The organism is Bifidobacterium asteroides, assembly GCF_048001765.1.
Lineage (GTDB): Bacteria > Actinomycetota > Actinomycetes > Actinomycetales > Bifidobacteriaceae > Bombiscardovia > Bombiscardovia asteroides_K.
In genome coordinates this window covers 437258-456802 of record NZ_CP181447.1, presented here as the reverse complement: position 1 = coordinate 456802, position 19545 = coordinate 437258, and the positions used below count along the sequence as shown (strand labels likewise).

The window sequence follows — 19545 nt, the reverse complement described above, 5'->3', positions numbered from 1 at the left end:
TTCGAGGAGGACCGTATGCAATCGTCATCCAGGAGTCGTGCATGCTGCATAGCTTCTCTTGCAGCCATTATCGCCTCAGGGCTCACATTAGCAAATCTCTCAGGAATTGACCTGGCACAGGCGGATGCGACCGCATCCCCGACAGCATCGCAAAGCGTGGAAAACCAAGGCGAAGGGGTGACCCCTGGTATACCTAGCTCAACCCAAACTCCTTCTATTGCTTCCTTGCCAACAGAAACTCAAAAGCTGGATTCCCCTATCCAAACAACACCCTCTCCCACCTTTCCATCCCCCACTTCACTAGGCTCGGCAATCCCTACCCCTTCCACCCGATCGACAACCCCCTGCCCAAATAATCAATGTTCGGTCACCTTTGATACCGTCCAAGCCGACACAGCAACCCCTGACTCTCAGATTGTCCTTTCGGGAGGTCTTGCGAAACGACCGACCGATCCCACCAGGCAGGGATACCTCTTCGACGGCTGGTTTATCGGCCAGGTAGCTTACGACTTCAACCAGCCTGTCACCAACAACCTGAAGCTGACCGCAAACTGGACAGCCGGCGACGGCCATTGGTCCTTGGCACCTGCACATGGAGCCATATCAGGTGGCACCACTGTGACGGTAGCTCCACCAGCGACCCGGGGCATCAAATTTTCACAAATCACGTCAGGGTCCACCCAGTCGTTGGCTCTTGGCTCGGACGGCAACATCTATTCCTGGGGCAAAAACGCTTATGGTCAGCAAGGCGACGGTACAAACATCGATCGGCAATCCCCAATAAAAGTTTCTAAGCCAGCCAATGTGCCAAAAGGATTCATTTTCACGAAGGTGGACGCTGGCGATCATTCCGCCCTGGCCATGGGTTCGGATGGCAACCTCTACACTTGGGGATTCAATGCTTCTGGACAGCTGGGCGATGGAACCACCGAGAACCGCAGCAGACCTGCCCCGGTGAAAAAGCCGGATGGAGCCGCGCCAGGATTTACCTGGAAGCAGGCAGAAACCCGGTGGGACCATACTGTGGCCTTGGGCTCAGATGGCAATCTCTATGCATGGGGACTCAACGCATATGGGCAACTCGGCAATACCAGCGTTCCGAGAGGTCCCAACAATCCAGCTGCATACAGCGCTAAACCCGTCCCCGTAAGCAAGCCGACGGGAATCACCTTCACCCAGCCGGCCACGGGACGGTACAGTTCCATGGCCATGGGATCCGACGGAAAACTCTATGCCTGGGGATGGAACAGTTATGGTCGCCTAGGAGACGGTACCACAACAGATCGTTTGACACCCACCCAAGTCCTTCAGCCCAATGGGGTCACCTTCTCGCAATTCAATGTAGGAGCCGATTACAGTTTCGCCATCACTACGAACGGGGATCTTTACGGCTGGGGGTGGAACGACAGCGGGCGTCTGGGAGACGGCACCACAACAGACAGGCATGTGCCGACTCTCATACCTCGTCCGAATGGGACACCTGCAGGATTCACCTGGAAGCAGGTCATGGGCAGGGACTATCATGGCATGGGTATCGGTTCAGATGGCAATCTTTATACCTGGGGCGTCAACTGGTACGGCGATTTGGGCTTGCCAGACGTCCCTACCGGCCAAACCAGCTACATCACCAGACCCCGGCCTGTGCAAAAGCCTAAACCATCCGTGGCTGGACAGGAAACCAGCTGGGTTCGGCTCTATGCTGGCTGGGAGCAATCCTTAGCCTTGGGGTCAGATGGGAACCTATATACCTGGGGGTGGAACTGCGGGGGCCAACTGGGTGATCCGACCATCCCCACGGGTTATGACAACAGCAAGGCAATGAGGCTGACGCCTGGTTTGGCGGCCTTCCCGCTTACACCGGATCTTACTGCGGTCAAATTCGACCAAACACTGGGCAGCAACCTGAAAAAAGCAGGTACGAACTGGCAGGTGGTGACGCCAGCCCATAGGAAGGGTCGAGTGGATACGACCATCACCTGGAATCTCTATGGTACGCAACCCGATGACATCCTGGATTTCACCTATGACCCGCCCTCCTATACCGTCACTTTTGACAAGGTCGACGGCAGCCAGCCCATCAGTCAGTCGGTCGTCGAAGACCAGACGGCTTCCAGACCGAATCAAGACCCGACCCGACCTGGCTTCCTCTTCGACGGCTGGTTCAACGGCGATGTGGCCTATGACTTTACTTCCCCCGTCAAGGGTCCCCTGAAGCTGACAGCCCACTGGACTGCAGGTACCGGGCAATGGACCACCTCTCCCAAGCAGGGTCCCGACAGCGGTCAGACCAAGGTGACCCTGGTCCCTCCTGCAGCTCGGGGCATTAGGTTCAGCCAAGTCAGCGCCGGCGATGATCATTCACTGGCTCTCGGATCGGATGGAAACATCTATGCTTGGGGTGCCAATAAATACGGACAGCTCGGCGATGGAACCACAACGGACTGCTTGACCCCGGTTCAGATTCCAAAGCCGACAGACGTGAACCGATTCATACAGGTCAGTGCAGGAAGGGCCTTCTCAGTGGCCTTGGATAGCCAGGGCCACGTGTGGGCGTGGGGGCTTAACAGCTCCGGACAGCTTGGCAGCAATGCCGTTGCCACCAATGGCTCAGCTGCATACAGCTCCAACCCGATTCGCGTGCAAGCCCCTAGCGGGATGACGGCAACTAACTTCGCTCTCACTGGTGTCAGCGCAGGAATCACTCATGTCCTGGCCGTAGACGGGCAGGGCAGAGCCTGGGGCTGGGGATCCAATGAGTTCGGCAAACTGGGCGTTCCTTCAAGCACTGTGGCGACGACGAGGATCACCACCAAACCCGTCCAGGTCGCAACTCCGCAAGGCGAGACGACGGGATTCCGCTACGCACAGGTCAGTGCGGGCGGGTCGCATTCCCTGGCGACTGACACCCGGGGCCGTGCCTGGGGCTGGGGATCGAACCAGAACGGTGATCTGGGCAACACGAGCGATGTAGCACTCAACGGCTACACCTCCACACCCGTCCAGGCCAAACCCGGCACCAACCCGACAGGCGGATTCAGGCCTGTTCAGATCATCGCGGGCAGCGGCCACTCCTCCGCCCTCGATGATCTGGGACGCCTGTGGTCCTGGGGCGGGAACAGCAATGGAGAGCTCGGTCTGGGCGACACCACCACGAGGACTGCTCCATCCCTGGTAGCCATGCCTGCAAACGTCAGCACCTTCACTCAGCTGACAGGCAGCAGGGTCAGCGGCAATTCACTGGCGCTGGACCAGAACGGAAACATCTGGGGCTGGGGCCAAAACTCATCAGGCATGTTGGGGACCGGAGGCACAGGCAGCCTGAACAAGCCAACCAGAATGGGCAATCCGTCAGGCATCGACCACTTCGTCAAGATCAGCGCCGGGACTGGCCACACCTTGGCCATAGCCTCCACCGGCAGCACCTTGGGGTGGGGAGACGATGGCCAAGGAAGGTTGGGGAACAATGCGACGCAAACGGTCTACTCCCCTGTCAACGTGCTCTTCCCCTTCAGACTGGGCACCCCGTCCACAGTGCAGTTCGGAGGTGTCAGTGGAACCAGCCTGAGCTTCACGGGGCAGCCGGATGGCGCCTGGACCGTGCTGACACCAAACCATCAGGCCGGCGACACGACTGTCAGCATCGCCTGGACGCTCAATGGAGTTCCACAGCCCAACGATGAGACCAATGCCTTCCGTTTCATCCACTATGGTGTACTCCCCCTGACCGGAGAGGCAGGCATCCTAGTCATCCTCATGGTCGGCTCGCTGGCTGCAGTCGGCGGACTGGCCGCCAAACGGCAGCGCCTTGAAACGCAAAGCGGACAAAATGGAAAGACTGCCGCTCGGCACAAGCACTGACGGGCACAAACGAGAGGGACCCCGCCACCCATGTAGTGACGGGGCCCCTTTGCGGTCTCTGTGCCTGATTTACTCTATGCACACCCTCAAACAGTCAGGTCAACCTGACAACAGCATGACGACTACCCGCACAGCTGAGCAATGGTTCTGACGAATGCTGCTTATGGATGATAGCTTGTGTCTACGAAACCGGGCTTAGAGCACAGCCTGAAGCACGAAGTCCAGGACAAAGAGTGCCGAGACCGCCCAGATGATGGGGTGGACCTCCTTACCCTTGCGCTTGCATACCATGGTCAGGCAGTAAGTGATGAAACCGGCAGCCACACCGTAGGAGATGGAGTAGGCAAAGCCCATGAAGATGGCCGTGAAGAAGGCCGGAATGGCCTCAGACAGATCGCCCCACTCAATCTCGGCGAAGGAGCTCATCATCATGCAACCCACAATGACCAGGACGGGCGCAGTGGCCGCCGATGGTACAGCTGAGATCAGCGGAGCGAAGACGGCGCTGAGCGCGAAGCAGATGGCGATGACCACCGAGGTCAGCCCGGTCCGGCCACCAGCTGCGATGCCCGCTGCGGACTCCACATAGGTGGTGGTGTTGGAAGTGCCGAAGAGGGCTCCGATGGAAGTTGCTGTGGCATCGGCGAACAGGGCCTTGTCCATCTTGGAGCTGAAGCCGCGGCCGTTCTCCAGAGCCTGCTCATCCTCGGCGGAGAAGATGCCTGAACGCCGACCGGTACCCACAAAGGTGCCGATGGTGTCGAAGGTGTCCGACAGCGAGAAGGCGAAGATGGTCACCAGAACCACTGGCAGCTTGGCCGGGTCGGAGAAGAGTGCGGGGAATCCATCCTGACTGAAAATGGCCAGGAAGGTCTGCGGCAGCTGTGACCAGGCCTGGCCCAGATCGACCGACTTGGCCATGCTGGTGACCCCCATGGGGATGCCCAGCAATGTGACCACGATGATGGCGATGACGAAGGCTCCCTTGTTGATGAAGGCCAAGTGGCCCTTGAACTTAAAGATCAGAAGGAAGATGGTCAGCAACAAGCCGATGACGAAGAGGATGACACCGGGGGTGTTGAAGGTGGTCAGCCCGGGGTTGGCTCCTGCCGCCGAAGTCTTGTCAGGAGAGAACTTGATGATACCCACATTGAGCAGACCCACATAGGCGATGAAAACGCCGATGCCGCCGCCGATGGCGTGCTGAAGCAGGGGCGGAATGGCCTGAATGATCATCTTTCGCAGCTTGGTGGCCGTGACCAGAATGTTGATCAGGCCGCACAGGAAGACCATGCACATGGTCTGCTGCCAGGTGAAGCCCAGCCCCTTGACCACAGTGAAGGTGAAGAAGGCATCCAACCCGACTCCTGGCGCCACGCCGTAGGGCACGTTGGCTACCAGCCCCATGATCAGGGTGCCGATGATGGCAGCAATCAGGGTGGCAAGAAAGACGGCACCCCAAGGCATACCTGCCGACGAGAGCACCGAGGGATTCACCACAATGATGTAAGCCATGGCGAAGAAGGTGGTGATGCCTGCTACCACTTCCGTAGAGACTGTGGTATTATTATCCGAAAGCCGAAATAGCTTATGCATATTCGATTCCTTATTGTCTTATTTGGCGATGAGACAAGGAAAGAATATCACGAGCACTCGGCTTTTTCTGTTACGGGGTCCCCCTATTGAGCTCCAATACCGCTATATAAGTTTCCGCTCACCTATAATCGGCATACCGGCACGGCCCTGAAGCCGTCCCACATGGGGCTGAGCAGATGGGCACGGCGCTTTCTAGGAGAGGCATATGGCCAGGGATAATCACTGGGATCCGGACGATCAGAAGCAATATCAGCACGTGCACGACAGCGAAGTCGATCGTGGACAGGATGAGCGCGCCGCCGAGCGAATTGCAGCAGCCACGGTCAACAAGCAACGCACCCGCGAGGGCCGCACCCTGCGTCAGGAGCAGGAGCATCGCGACCAGGGCAAAGACGATAAGAAAGATAATAAGAAAGTCTGAATCCTCATAGGGCACCCATCAGCAGGTGTGCCAAGACCATGAGCACGGCTCCAATCACCGCAGTCAGGGCCAGGGTGAACCCCGCCAGACGTGCGTTGCCAAGAACCTTATCGGTGAACATGGTGGCGAAAACCGCCGTCGGAGCCAGGCAACACAGGGCCACCGCCTGACGGACCAGAGGATCGAAGGGCAGCAGATACCATGCGGCCACAGCGAACAAGATGCCAAAGGGCAGACGCCAGGCCAGAATCTGCAATACGGACTTGACATCATCCCGTCCGCCGGGCAACTCCATGAGCATGCCGACCATAAGCATGGAGCAGAAAGCGTTCGCCACCGAAAAGGGTCGGGTTATTTGAGCTGACCATTCCGGAAGCGAAGCTCCGGTCAGCATGAAGACCACCATGACCATGTAGGTGTCGAAGGAGGGCGAACTCAGAAAGCCCTTGGCTATGGAGATAGCTGTGGCCTTGCGATGGAGTTTGCGCGCATCGGGGTCATCCAGCCTGACCGGCTCCCCCGCATCGGGATCCAAAGACTGGCCCGGTCGAATATGCAGCAGCCCCTGGGTCATGACGTTGGTCCCTGCAGAGACCATGACCGAGTTGCCGATGTCGAACATGGCTGCGGGCACCAGGGCTGCCGTGCCCAGCAGCGACTGAAGCATGGGGAAGCAGAAGCATCCGATGTTGAAACCCGATCCGTTGAGCATAAGAAAAGCCCGCTGAGCCGTAGGACGATGCCTGCTGGTCAGGAAGATGGCCAGTGGTGGAATCAGTGAGGCCACGAAGGCAAAGGCCGAGACCAGAAGCATGCTTGGATCGTGGGGGTTGGTGGCAAAGGAGTAGATGATGGCTCCGGGCAGAACCAGGTCGAACACAATGGTCTGCAGCACCCGGTAGTCCAGGGGGCGAAAGAGCCCAAAACGCTTGAACAGGTACCCCACCAGGATGATGCCCAAGAGGGTTGCCGGTTCCAGCAATACTCCCATGCCCTCGCTCCTTCCGTGGATGCCGGAACCATGATACCTGCCGGGCGGGCGCGCGGACCGGTTCCGTCTCAGCCGAAACGACCTGAGATGTAGCGCTCAGTGTCCTGCTCGTGTGGATTGGAGAAGATGGTGGTGGTGTCGTCCATCTCCACCAGGTGACCGGGCTGACCCACGGCCTTGAGGTTGAAGAAGGCTGTATAGTCCGAGACCCTGGCCGCCTGCTGCATGTTATGGGTGACGATGACGATGGTGTAGTCCCGCTTGAGCTCGTTGATCAGATCCTCCACAGCCAGGGTGGAGATAGGATCCAGGGCCGAGCAGGGTTCGTCCATGAGCAGGACCTGGGGGTGTACGGCCACAGCACGGGCGATGCAGAGCCGCTGCTGCTGACCGCCCGAAAGCCCGATGCCCGGCTTGTCCAGACGGTCCTTGACCTCGTTCCAAAGATTGGCCCCACGCAGGGCCCACTCCACCAGGTCATCCGCGTCAGACTTGGCGATGTGCTTCTTGTTGAGCCGTATGCCGGCCAGGACGTTCTCCCGAATGGACATGGTCGGGAAGGGATTGGCCCTCTGGAAGACCATGCCCACGTCCCGCCGCACCTCGACCGGGTCCACGTCCGGACCGTAGAGGTCACGCCCCTCCAGCAGCACCTGTCCGCTCACATAAGCCCCTGGAGTGATCTCGTGCATGCGGTCCAGGGTGCGCAGGACCGTGGACTTGCCACAGCCGGAGGGACCGATGAAGGCGGTGACCTTGTTGGCCTGGATGCGCATGTTCACGTCCTGGACGGCCAGAAAGTCGCCGTAGTAGACGTTGAGGTGGTTGATGTCTATGCGTTGGCCCATGTTCCGGCCTCCGTTTCTCTCATGGCGGCGCTCAACGGGTCCGCCCAACAGCAAAGATGCGCGAGACCAGCCGCCCCAGCAGGTTGAGCAGCAGGACGATAAGAATCAGCACCAGGGCCGCAGCCCAGGCCCGCTGCATGTGGACATCGGTCAGGCATCCCGGGTCGGCGCCTGGCCCGCAGACGGCCAGACCCTGGGAATATTCGTTGTAGACGAAGACCGGCAGGGTGGTCATCCTCCCGGAGAAGAGGTTGGGGTTGGTGGTGGCGATGAAGCCCGAGGCTATCAGCAGGGGTGCTGTCTCCCCGATGACCCGTGCCACGGCCAAAATAGTGCCCGAGACAATGCCAGGCAGAGCCGTGCGCAGAACGATGCTGGTGATGGTCCGCTGTTTGGTCACTCCCAGAGCATAGGCGGCCTCCCGCAGGTCGTTGGGTACCACGGCCAGCATATCCTCGGAGGTCTTGACCACCGTGGGCAGCATGAGCAGGGAGAGGGCCACTGAACCGGCCAGGCCGTTGACAGTTCCCGGCCCGACAACCAGGGCGAACATGGAAAAGGCGAAGAGACCGGCCACGATGGAGGGAATCCCGCTCATCACGTCCACCATGAGACCGATGGCCTTGGCCAGGCGGCCTCCATGGGCATATTCGACCAGGTAGACCGCGCACATGACACCCACCGGAATGGATATGACCATGGACCCAAAGGTGATCTCCAGGGTTCCGATTACTGCGTGCAGGATGCCGCCGTAGCCTCCGGACGGCGTGGGGTTGCCGCCCGCCACCCCGCTCATGTTGTGGGTGAGGAAGTCCGGTGTCAGCCGTTGCACCCCCTTGGACAGGCTGACCCAGAGCACCGAGACCAGCGGGATCAGGGCAACCAGGAAGGAGAGCCCGATCAGGACGGTCATCAGCCGGTCCTTGCGCTTGCGTGCCCGGATGGAAGACCTGGTTGGCCTGTAGCGGTCAAAATCGATGACCGGTCCGCGATCAGTTCGGCTTGCCATCATGCACCCGCCTTTGCTGTAATCCTGCGCGCCAGGTAGTTGACGATGAAGGTGATGATGAAGAGAACCAGACCGGTGGCCACCAGGAGGGCCACGCCCTGGGAGTCCGCCTCGGGGAACTGGGCGGCGATGTTGGCGGCGATGGTCTGGCTTTTCGAAGCCTGCAGCAGCCGCAGGGAGTAGCTGAAGCCTGGCGAGAGAATCATCAGCACCGCCATGGTCTCGCCCAGGGCGCGACCCAGCCCCAGCATGGAGGCCGAAATGATGCCCGAGCGGCCGAAAGGCAGGACCGCAAGCCTGATCATCTCCCACTTGGTGGCACCCAGGGCCAAGGCGGCCTCCTGCTGCAGTCGAGGGGCCTGGATCAGGATGTCACGGGTGACCGAGGTGATGATGGGCAGAATCATGACCGCCAGCACCAAGGCCACCGTGGCCACGGATCGGGCCGGTGCCGCAGCTGGTCCGGTAAACAATGGAATCCAGCCAAGATGAACCGATACCCAGCGCCAGAAGCCGGTGATATTGGGAACCAGGACCAGAGCCCCCCAGAGCCCGTAGATCACCGAGGGCACGGCTGCCAGCAGGTCGATCACCGTGCTGAGCAGCGTGGACAGGCGGTTGGGGGCGTAGTAGCCGATGAAGAGGGCGATGCCCAGGGAGACGGGGAAAGCCAAGAGCAAAGCCAGACCGGCAATCAGAATGGTGCCGAAAACCAGCGGACCCACATAGCCCAGGAAACTGCTCGCGCGCCCACCGCTCAGGGAGAGTATGGCCTGGGTGCGGGAATCCGAATCCCCGGTGAAGGCCGGAAAAGCGCGCAGAATCAGAAAGAGGGTTACCGCAGCCAGGGCCAGCAGGATCAGGATGCCCGCCCCAGTAGCGCAGGCCTTGAAGATCCGATCCACCCGTTTAGCCTTGTTCAGGGTCGCGGTCTCGTCAGGTTTGTCGCTCATGACTTCCCCCCGATGGTCTCCACCGAAGCCATGGCCTGACTACGCAGCCCCTGCCCCAGCTCAGCGCTGCCCGCATTGGCCGCAGCCATGCGCTGGCCCTGCTCGCTCAGCAGATAGGTCAGCCAGGCCTTGGCAAACTGGGCCTTGGATCCGTCCCGATCGTCTCGATAAGCGGTACAGACCACGTCGTAGGAGACCAGGACAATGGGATAGGTGTGCTCCCGGGTGGTGCGGTGGTTCACAGTCAGGACCACCCTGCCAGGCTGACTGGCCTGAGAATCCCGCTGGGACGCATCCAGCAGGTTGGCCACTGTCTTGGCTGTAGGCGGCTGCCAGGTCTTTCCCACCTGGACGGCCACGGTGCCCAGCCCGGTGGTCTGGGCCGCGTCCGCATAGCCAAAGGTGCCCTGTGCCTGGTTCATGGTCATGACCACCCCGGCAGTGCCCTTGGCGCCCTGCCCCAGGTCGTTGGGCCAATTCTCACCCACTGGATACGGCCAGGCGGACCCGGCCGAGTCGTGCAGGTAGGAGAGGAAACTTTTCGTGGTGCCTGACTTGTCCGAACGATGAATCACGGTGATGTCCAGATCAGGCAGATTGGCCTCCGGGTTGAGGGCTGCAATGCGCGGGTCCCGCCAGTTGGTGACCTTTCCAGAGAAGATCATGGCAATCAGAGCCGGGTCCATCCGCAGATGGCCATCTGAACCCTTGGACCACAAATCAGGCAGATTGTAGGCCACAGCAATCGGAGTGGCGTAAACGGGCAGGTCAAAGGCCGTACCGGAACCGCAGACCTTACGCGAGCGCTCAAGCTGATCGCTGGTCAGCGGCGCATCAGTGCCGGCCCAAATGGTCGAACCGGACAGGAAGGCGTTGACCCCAGCACCGGAACCTGCCGGGTCATAGGAGATACGCGCACCCGGATGCTGCTTGCGGAAGCCGGCTATCCAGGCCTCGTCGGCACTCTGCTGGGAGGATGCGCCAGATCCGGCGAACTCGCCTTGGAAGAGGGCTTGATCTGCGGTATTACCTGTTCCGCCGCCATCGCCGGGGACATTGTCACCGCAGGCCGCCAGGGAAATCATCATTGCCAGGGACATGAGGAGGGCCGTGAATCTACCACGACCATGACCATGTGCGTGCATGCTACCTACCTTGACCGCCGTTTCATTTCAAACGTCCGTCCTTATCAGCCCGTGTTGGACCTTCCCGTATTCACATTAGCGAAGCCCGCCTTACACAGCATACTGGAAACGCTGACCGCCGGACAAGCTCACCACATCCGCGTCAGCCATGTGGAAAAACCCAATCACAATCCACAGCCGGGTATATTATAAGGTCATTGTCAGACGCTTAGCTCTCTTGTTCTTTTCTTAGTGTCACCGGTATCGGTATGCCCGGATTTGCTTTCTAAGACGGCACCGCAGGGAGTGGTATGCGCAGCGAAAACTGAACCCAAAGGAAGTGGTGGTGCATGAGGAAGCAGGAGCTCGCCAAGCAAGGGCGGACCCTCAGCAAGGATGGAGCCTTCGTCAACGGAAAGCTCACCCATGAAGCCTTCCTGTCGCTAGCCATCCTGACCGTCATCACCTTCCTGGGCAACTTCACCCAGCTACAGCTGGCTTCGGCCCTGCCCACCATTGTGGACGAGTTCCACATCACCCTGACCACCGGCCAGTGGCTGACCTCGGTATTTCAGCTTGTCATGGGCGTCATGGTGCCGTTGACCGGCTTTCTGACCAAGCGCTTCTCCACCAGACAGATCGTCATCACCTCCATGGCCGTCTTCACCCTGGGGTCTCTATTGAGCTGGCAGTCGCAGACCTTCGCCCTGGTCCTGCTGGGCCGCATCCTTGAGGCCATAGGCACGGGAACCATGTGGCCCGTCCTACAGATCACCGTCTTCTCTATCTACCCTCTGGCCAAGCGCGGCATGGCCATGGGCACCGTGGGCCTGGCCATGAGCGTGGCCCCGGCCATCGGCCCCACCCTGGGCGGCTGGCAGACCGATGCCAACGGCTGGCGTTCCATCTTCCTGACGCTGAGCATCTGCGGGGCTGTGGCGCTGCTCCTGTCCATCTTCGGCCTGCGCAACTTCGGCCAACGCGACACCAGTGTCAAGGCGGACTTCTTTTCGGTGGCCCTGTCCATCTTCGGATTCGGCGGACTCATGTTCGGCTTCACCAACATCGAGAACTTCCCCATCACATCCATCATGACCTGGCCTTTCATGCTGGTCGGCCTGATCGGAATCATCTGGTTCGTTCTTCGCCAGCTTCATCATGACAAGCCCCTGCTGGACCTGCATGTGTTGCGGATCAGGAACTTCACCGTGGGCACCATCATCGCCTCCATGTCTTTCTTCGCTTTCAGCTCGGTCACCGTCATCCTGCCCATGTACATCCAGACGGATCGCGGCTTCTCGGCCACCATGAGCGGCCTGGTCATGCTGCCAGGGGCCATCGGCACCGCCATCGCCCAGTTCTTCGGAGGCAGGCTGCTGGACCGCTGGGGAGCCCGTCCTGTAGCCATGACCGGCTGCTCGGTCCTGCTGCTGGGCACCATCGCCATGAGCATGATCGGTGCCAACACCTGGATCGGCCTGGTCTCCATCTGCCAGTTCATCCGCCAGATCGGCATGGGCTTCACACTGATGCCCTTGACCACCTGGTCCCTGAACAACCTGGCTCCCAAGGATGTTTCCGCCGGTTCTGCCGTCACCAACACGGCCCGGCAAATCGCCGGCGCTGTCGGCGCACCCATCCTGGTCATCCTCATGGAGTCCATCACCGCCCTGCGCCACAACGCCTTGGGCGGTGGCCACTCCACCCAGATCGCAGCCAACATCTTCGGCGTGCAGTGGGCCCTACGCATCTCGGCACTGATCTGCCTAGGCATGGTCCTTCTAGTCTACTTCGGCGTCCGTGGAAACGGCGCTGGCTCCGGCCGTCAGATGACCCGGATGCTCCTGCGCCACATGCATATCATCCACACCGACGCCCCCGCCGTCACTGCCGCCACCACTGATACCAAAACTCAGGACTGATTGCCGAGAGTCTTTCTCCGGCACCTGCTGGATTCGGCCGGATTCATCGCAAGGTGCAGGATAGACAGACTGGTAAATACCAGACATCGATTGAAAGATGCCAGTTGTCAGCTAGTTCTTTCGGTGGAAGCATCGATTTCCCATAGGCTCAGGATCAACGATCCTGCGGAAGGGGCTGGCCCGGGCAGGTGTGCAGAACGGCCAGCATGGCCTGCTTTTCCGAGCTGGTGACGCTCAGGGAGTACTTGTCCTTGACCGCTATCTGACGAGCTACATAGGAGCACTGATAATCCTTGTTCTCGGGCAGCCAGTAGTCGGCCGAGGCACTCCCCTTGGCCTGGTTGGCGGGGCCGTCCACGGCTAGAAGATTGAATGGGTCGTTGCCAAAGCGGTAGCGGCGGGCTGTATCCCACTTGCTGGCTCCTGACCGCCAGGCGTTCTCCAGGGCGACCACATGGTCAATCTGCACGGCCGAGCTGGTTTTAGGGCCTCTGACGAATTCGATGGTCCGCCCTGTATAAGGATCCTGCAGACGACCGCTGGCCACCTTGCACCCGCCGGGAGTGGTGGTACGCAGATCAGTCAGATCGCGGATCAGCACATCCTCGCGCACGTTGCAGCCGTTGCCGTCCTCATCGGTCTCCTTGAAGCCGAAGGCCTCACGCCGGTACTGACGGCCAGGGCGTGCATGATCATCTACCGTCAGACTCTTCAGGGTCTGAGCCGCGTCGCCAGTTGCCGTATATCGTCCGGTCAGCCGCCCGACTCCACCATTGACCCTTGGCAGTATCAGACCGATGGTGATGCCCAGAACCACAGCCACTACCAGAAGGATCAGCACCCGTTCCGTGAGTGATTCGCGGCGGAAACGGGCCGGGGCGGGATTCCTCCAAACCGAACCATACCGACTGCGGCCACGATACCGATATCTTCTGCGTCTCGGACCGGTCATCTACCGCCGATACCTCCTATGTCGACTGCTTGCATGAATTATCCATCATAGCGGTCAGGCGTAGGCATAGGTCATCGGGTCGTGTCCTGCGCGCACCGGGGAATCCATGGCATCGATGGCGGCATGCTCCTCAGGGGTCAGGCTGAAGCCGAACAGGTCCAGGTTCTCCGCCTGCCTTTCGCGGTGGACAGACTTGGGGATGATGATGGTCCCGTTTTCGATGTGCCAACGCAGCACCACCTGGGCCGGCGTGACCCTGTGGGCCTGGGCTATTTCCTTCAGCTTGCCGCCACCAGCTCTCAGGTCTGCGCCTCGCGCCAATGGAGAGTATGCCTGGACGGCTATGCCATGCTCCTTGCAGAAGGCGGTCACCGCGCGCTGCTGCCAGCTGGGGTGCAATTCAATCTGATCCACGGCAGGGTACTCCCCCGTCTCCTGGTGCAGCCGTTCCAGATGTTCCGGCAGGAAGTTGCAGACCCCCAGGGTCCGCACCCGCCCCTCATCACGCAGCCGATGGAATGCGCGCCAAACCTGGTCGGCCCGCCAATCGAACGGTGTTGGCCAGTGGATCATATACATGTCGACATAGTCAGTGCCCAGCAGTGCCAGCTGGCGGTCGAAGGCCCGCAGGGCGCTTTCATACCCCTGCTCTGAGTCACGCAGCTTGGTAGTCAGCCAGAGCTTGGTACGCCCAGGACCGCTCTGGCAACCGAATGCCTTGAGGCCACGGCCCACGCCGCCTTCGTTGCGGTAGCCCGCTGCCGTATCGATGTGGCGATAACCCAGCTCCAGGGCGGATTGCACTACTCCAGCGGTTTGATCGTCGTCGATCCTGAGCACACCCAGGCCCACCTGCGGAATGCGATTGCCGTCAGACAATAAGATGTCAGGAACTGCTGTCATGGTCCACACCTTCCCAGGATGCAGCCCAGCAGTCTGCCGGGCCATGCTCGCTCCATTCTAGAACCAGGCAAAAGCCCGATTACGGCAGAACAGGCGCATGTGGTCAAACGTGCGCTCATACACCAGCTTAGAATTTGCTAATGCCGAAGAAGTACAGCACGTGGGTGTCGAACCAGTGGTAGCCGAGGTCGAATACGGGCAGCAGACTGATTCTCATCATCATGCCGACCGTACCCCAGGCGAAGAAGAGGCCGAGCACAGCCAACAGCCACATGAGCGCGCTGCAAATCCGTCTGGTTTTGATCAACCGACGGCGGCGGGTGGCTTCTGAACGGGTCTCCTGCTCATGGCTGACCATGATCGTGGCCAGCGGCTCCCCCATGGCCCCCGGTCCTGTCGCGCGGGATTCCAGATGTTCCATCTGCTCCAGTTCGTGGCGGCAGTTGCGCCGACGACGTGAGAGCAGGTACCAGCCCACCAGGCAGGCCAAAAACAGGGCCAGAAGCACCCAGACCATGTAAATGGGCGCCCCTTCAGGTTGGGTGGGAGGTACGTCATCGCCGATATAGTGCCCACGCACAATCAGACGGTGGGAATTGACACCATAGGGGTAGCAGGTCAGTAGGGTCACATAGTTGGAATTCTGGACTGGCTGCAGTGCGCTCACATCAGTAGGCAGGATGATCTTGATCTGATCAACCTTGTAGCTCATATGCCGTTTGAGCACTCGTATCTGGAAGACGTCCCCCTTGCGCAACTGCGTCAGGTTGTCAAAAAGCATGTAGCCGACTTCGCCGGTGTGTCCGGTAATGACGGAATGGATTGTTCGGTTGTCTGTAGGCACGTGGGTTGTGGCGATGTGCCCTGTGCCGTCCTTGAGCACCTCATCGCTGGTACCGTGCCGGACGGGCAGCTTGACGTTGATCTTGGGGATCTCCACATAGGCCATCATGCCCTTACCATCCACATTGAGGATTTTGTAGTAGCGACCCAGTGGTTCCTTCACTTCCTTGTACTTGAAGGGGTCCCTCAGCGTAGGCTTGCCCAATTCCTCGTCATACTTCTTGGCATCACGCCACATTGCCCTGCGCTGTGCAGGCGAGAGTGCATCCACGATCTGATCGTAGTTGTCTACTGCGGCAGAGTCCTTGGAATAGTTCACATAGGCTGCCAGCAGGGGATAGAGGAAGATTGCCAGACCAATCAGAAATGCCAAGGTTTCCAGGAGGCCGAACCCCCGCCCTGACTTGCCAGCCCTGCCACCGTTCTTGGCCTGTTTGGATGCAGTCGCAGCTTCCTGACCTGCTTTACCTTGTTGATCTGTGTCCTGGGAATGATTTCCTGAAACGACAACTATCGGAGCAGACGTTGTAGCGTGGCCTGGAACTGTCACTGGAGCTCCTATTGCATCTGAATCATCTGACTCTGAAGCTCCGCGATCCTTAGGTGTTGCCGAAGGCGGATAGGAGGGCAGCACCTCGGAACTAGGAGCATATGCAGGTGGCATGTCCCCTTGCTCAACAGGCATGTCTGACGATGCTGACTCAGCCGGCATGGACGCATAGGAAACTTCACCGTTTCCGGTCGTCTGGGATGGGCTCATAGTAGCCGAGTCAGTGTACTGGTCCATCTATAGCCTTTCTCGTGCCCACTTCAAATAGTCCGATTGTTAGTTCTTGACATACAAAGACCGGCGGCACCTGTATGATACCGCCGGTCTTTACACATCCTCACAGATGCCTGTGATGCCCTTTGATGGCATCACACCGACATTGCCATGAGAATACCTAGCGCTCATCCCTGTTCCAGGATCGTGCGACTACCGCCAAGTAGAGGCCCATTATGGCCAGGATCATAAGCAGAATACCAGGCGCTACCATGGAGACACCGGTAGCTGCCAGCTTGCCATGACCTCCAGATCGCACGACTGGGACGACCTGAGGTATGTCCACAAGCTTGGGACTTATAGTCACATCATAAAGTGGATGAACTTCACCCTGCTCGCGGTAGAGCGGCAACTGTACGACCACAGGATCGGTTTTTACCTTTGCGTTCTTAGGTGTAGCTACCAGGGTGACCAACCAGTATGAAGCATGGAAGTAGTCACCATCAAAAACTGCGGGACTGCCTCCGGTCAGGCTGGATGCGTCTAAATCAAGATTGGCTCCTGTAAGCCAGACACCTTGTGATTTGGCTTCTGATGCGTTGGTTATAGTGCCATCTTGATCAGACACACCGTAGTATTCAGCGGGTTGCGTCTTGTCCTTGAAAGCATCCGGGTTGGCCGCCACCTCGTTACTGATGGCCGCTTGCGCCTTATCAGCGCCAGGATTATGGTCAAGTGCCTCCACCCGGCTCTTCAGAGTACCGGCATCCAGTCTCAGGGCACGAAAGACATACCCTGCTCCTGCCGATACAGGAGCACTCGGCAGGATGTCATTCTGACCTCCTTGACCTGAATGCCCTCTCTTGAGTTGCACCGTCAGGGTCGGGTTGACCGTCGTCGCCTCTGCCGCCGGCGTCATATCGAAAGCAGTCAGACCTAAACAGGCCAAGGCTGCAATCAGACAGGGCAGGACCCGGTGGGTGAGGCATTTCGGCAAGGCAATTCCCTTCATAAACCTTCCCTTCCAAGGCCGCCTTTCGACGACGTGGTTGCGTCAGATTCGCTGGCTGAGTAAAACCCAGACCAGCGTCCCGACATGTGCGGACCGCAGAAGTTCAACGGTCCGTATGAAAATGGCGGACGATTCACGGAGGAACCGTCCGCCATCGGGTCACCTCACATGATTCTTGATGTGACCGTGATCATCAGGCCCGGACGGCGTTATTGCGCCGATTGCGGGCATAGAGGGCACCACCCATGATCAGGGCACCGACAACCAGCAGCAACAGGATGCCACGACCACCAGTCAGAGGCAAAGCCAATGGAGAATCACCATCAGTGGTCTTATAGTGGGCCAGATACTTGGAGACTGCCACGTTGTTGAACATCAACTTCGTTTCGGTACCAATCTCACCTACAGGCGCGTCAAAGTTGCCAAAGTTCAGAGCATCGTAGTTCGGCTGCAAAGTAGCGTTACGGCCGTACTTCTGTACAATGCCTTCCTCGGTCATACCTACATCCCCATAAGTTACTTTTCCGAAGGGGATGCCGGGGTTACGCCAGCCCTGTGGGGTCTTAGTCTCAACCAACATCCAGCTTGTATTTTGGACAGTCTTGTCAGCTGCCTTGCTTTCTCCTGTTCCGAAGATAGGCAGGGCGGCAAAGACGACCAGACCTTTCTTGTTGGCCGTAGCCTTGTAAACCTGAACATTGCTAGGAACGGTATCCTTCGAACCGTAGAACTTACCATCGGAAGCCAGGTACTTGTCCGTGGAATCAGCGTCCTTGACCAAACGATATTCCGTATCGGGCAACGCAGGGTAACCCAGCTTCTTGCTCTGCACAGAACCAAAAGCTAATGCTGCATTGGTAACGTTTGTATGAGATGGCACAGGATCCTTGCCCTTGCCGTCAGAACCCTTGTTCTCGCTAAAGTCAGATGCCGCATCATTAACTACACCACCGGTACCTGTAGAATCACCATTGCCGGTGACCAAAGCATCATAGGTGACCTCAAGCTCCATCACAGAGGTTGCGGCATTCGTCTGTACTTTTGAAGCGCCAGCGGTGGTGAAGAAGTCGAATACCCAGTAAGTCACATCATCAGAAGGCGCATCTGCAAACATCTTCTTAGATGTATCGTTCAGCCGAGCGGGATTTGCATTAGTGGCTAAATCCTGAGTATAGTCATCAGTTTTTGCCAAATCTACTAATTTATTACCATTGCTATCCCGAATGTCTGCCTTGATGGTGGCTGGATTGCCCCGCAGGGAACTAGACATACGATCAGCAAGCCTTACATCGGTCCCTTGACCCTTCAATTCCTTGACATCGAGCTTTCCGTCGTTGCTAGCAGCAGTACCTTCATTGTAAATCTTCTGAGACAGCTTATAGGTGACTGTGTCACCAGCGGTCGCAGTGGTTTGATCCTTGACATTCCCGTCGGCATCCTTCACACTTTGCACTGTCTTGGCGAAAGATTGAGCGTTGACGTTCTTTGGATACAGGTGCAGGTGATAGATGAAACCGCGAGTCTGCTGTGCATCCGATCCATTAGTTGCATAAGGCAGACCAAAGAATGAGTTAACGGCAGTCTTATACTTGGTCTGATCAATTCCGTTTGGATTCGAGGGATCGAAAGCGTAAGAACCAGCTGTATTCTCACTCAGAATATAGTAATGATTGGGACCTGCGGGGAAAGTCAGCTTTGTATCAGTTGGCTTTCCTGATGTGTCACCTTGGTACCAATCGTTGATGACACCTTGACCGTTGGTCACACCAGCATATATCGTATTGTTCTTATATGTATAGGAAGTTGGTTCATTAGCATTGATATCAGCCAGACTCTTGCCGTCTGCCGGCTGTACTTCCCTCACGTTAAACAGAATGTCTTTGGCAGGAGCCAGATCGTGATTTGAGTTCAGCTGAACAGCATCATTGGCTGAGCCAGTAGGTGCATAGCCGTCATTCAGTGACAGATACTTGGTGACAGTTAACTGAGGCACCTTGGCAGTGTCCAAATCGCCTGCTACGAAGTCATCTTCAGCGGCAAATCCATAGGCGTCAGCGGCCGAAGCCTGGGTGGCTGGCAAAACGACCATGCCCGCCAGGAGCGTCGCTCCGGCAACCGCCAAGCCTAAAAGCTTAGGGAGCCTTATCCCTTCATTATCTCGTTGCATGTGCATGCACGCATTCCCTTCTTTGTTAATAGGCACAGGATGGCCAGGCACATCTTCGCCTCCCCAACCGATCACTTCCCCGACTCAGGGGGGTGGGCAATATGTCAACTTTGGGACATGCCACTGTTCCCATTGCCTATTTATCACTGTACCGACAAAATTGGGACAACGCAAACCGACAAG

General features: G+C 58.4%; 14 protein-coding genes. 3 read left to right on the top strand and 11 right to left on the bottom strand.

Annotation, left to right across the window (positions count from 1 at the left end):
- Positions 1 to 15 precede the first annotated feature (15 nt).
- Complete coding sequence (locus tag ACNAOV_RS01740) at positions 16 to 3858, top strand: InlB B-repeat-containing protein (protein ID WP_416517707.1); 3843 nt, start codon at positions 16 to 18, stop codon at positions 3856 to 3858.
- Positions 3859 to 4053: 195 nt separating this feature from the next.
- Here the strand turns inward: ACNAOV_RS01740 and ACNAOV_RS01735 are convergent, their stop codons facing one another.
- The gene (locus ACNAOV_RS01735; protein ID WP_416517706.1) at positions 4054 to 5454 is read right to left on the bottom strand and encodes an NCS2 family permease; all 1401 of its coding nucleotides are present in this window, start codon (positions 5452 to 5454) and stop codon (positions 4054 to 4056) included.
- Between the two features lie 205 nt (positions 5455 to 5659).
- Between ACNAOV_RS01735 and ACNAOV_RS01730 the strand changes: the two genes are divergently transcribed.
- Entirely contained in the window at positions 5660 to 5875 is a 216-nt protein-coding gene (locus ACNAOV_RS01730) for a hypothetical protein (protein ID WP_416517705.1), read from the top strand.
- Positions 5876 to 5879: 4 nt separating this feature from the next.
- Here ACNAOV_RS01730 and ACNAOV_RS01725 read toward each other — a convergent pair whose 3' ends face one another.
- From ACNAOV_RS01725 to ACNAOV_RS01705, 5 genes are all read right to left on the bottom strand, one after another.
- Positions 5880 to 6866: an AEC family transporter gene (locus ACNAOV_RS01725; protein WP_416517704.1), complete on the bottom strand. Its 987-nt coding sequence runs from the start codon at positions 6864 to 6866 to the stop codon at positions 5880 to 5882.
- Positions 6867 to 6934: 68 nt separating this feature from the next.
- Positions 6935 to 7714: a phosphate ABC transporter ATP-binding protein PstB gene (gene pstB, locus ACNAOV_RS01720; protein ID WP_416517703.1), complete on the bottom strand. Its 780-nt coding sequence runs from the start codon at positions 7712 to 7714 to the stop codon at positions 6935 to 6937.
- Between the two features lie 31 nt (positions 7715 to 7745).
- The gene (gene pstA / locus ACNAOV_RS01715; protein ID WP_416517702.1) at positions 7746 to 8726 is read right to left on the bottom strand and encodes a phosphate ABC transporter permease PstA; all 981 of its coding nucleotides are present in this window, start codon (positions 8724 to 8726) and stop codon (positions 7746 to 7748) included.
- The gene (gene pstC, locus ACNAOV_RS01710; RefSeq protein ID WP_416517701.1) at positions 8723 to 9676 is read right to left on the bottom strand and encodes a phosphate ABC transporter permease subunit PstC; all 954 of its coding nucleotides are present in this window, start codon (positions 9674 to 9676) and stop codon (positions 8723 to 8725) included. Before pstC ends, pstA begins: the two co-directional genes overlap by 4 nt.
- Complete coding sequence (locus ACNAOV_RS01705; protein ID WP_416517700.1) at positions 9673 to 10821, bottom strand: phosphate ABC transporter substrate-binding protein PstS; 1149 nt, start codon at positions 10819 to 10821, stop codon at positions 9673 to 9675. Before ACNAOV_RS01705 ends, pstC begins: the two co-directional genes overlap by 4 nt.
- A 329-nt stretch (positions 10822 to 11150) precedes the next feature.
- Here ACNAOV_RS01705 and ACNAOV_RS01700 point away from each other — a divergent pair, with 329 nt between their 5' ends.
- Positions 11151 to 12722 (top strand): MDR family MFS transporter, encoded by a 1572-nt coding sequence (locus tag ACNAOV_RS01700; protein ID WP_416517699.1) that lies wholly within the window; start codon positions 11151 to 11153, stop codon positions 12720 to 12722.
- A 154-nt stretch (positions 12723 to 12876) separates the two neighbouring features.
- On the opposite strand, the gene ACNAOV_RS01695 is transcribed toward ACNAOV_RS01700, so the two are convergent.
- The 5 genes from ACNAOV_RS01695 to ACNAOV_RS01675 form a co-directional block, all read right to left on the bottom strand.
- Positions 12877 to 13674, bottom strand: coding sequence for an HNH endonuclease family protein (locus tag ACNAOV_RS01695; protein WP_416517698.1), 798 nt, complete (start codon positions 13672 to 13674; stop codon positions 12877 to 12879).
- A gap of 54 nt (positions 13675 to 13728) precedes the next feature.
- Positions 13729 to 14577, bottom strand: a complete 849-nt coding sequence (locus ACNAOV_RS01690; RefSeq protein WP_416517697.1) for an aldo/keto reductase — start codon at positions 14575 to 14577, stop codon at positions 13729 to 13731.
- Positions 14578 to 14704: 127 nt separating this feature from the next.
- A complete protein-coding gene (locus tag ACNAOV_RS01685; RefSeq protein WP_416517696.1) occupies positions 14705 to 15793 on the bottom strand; it encodes a class C sortase in 1089 nt (362 codons plus the stop codon).
- Positions 15794 to 16364: 571 nt separating this feature from the next.
- Positions 16365 to 17195 carry a hypothetical protein gene (locus ACNAOV_RS01680; RefSeq protein WP_416517695.1) on the bottom strand — a complete coding sequence of 277 codons (831 nt, stop codon included), beginning with the start codon at positions 17193 to 17195 and terminating at the stop codon, positions 16365 to 16367.
- A gap of 193 nt (positions 17196 to 17388) precedes the next feature.
- Positions 17389 to 19368, bottom strand: a complete 1980-nt coding sequence (locus tag ACNAOV_RS01675; RefSeq protein ID WP_416517694.1) for an LPXTG cell wall anchor domain-containing protein — start codon at positions 19366 to 19368, stop codon at positions 17389 to 17391.
- Positions 19369 to 19545 lie beyond the last annotated feature (177 nt).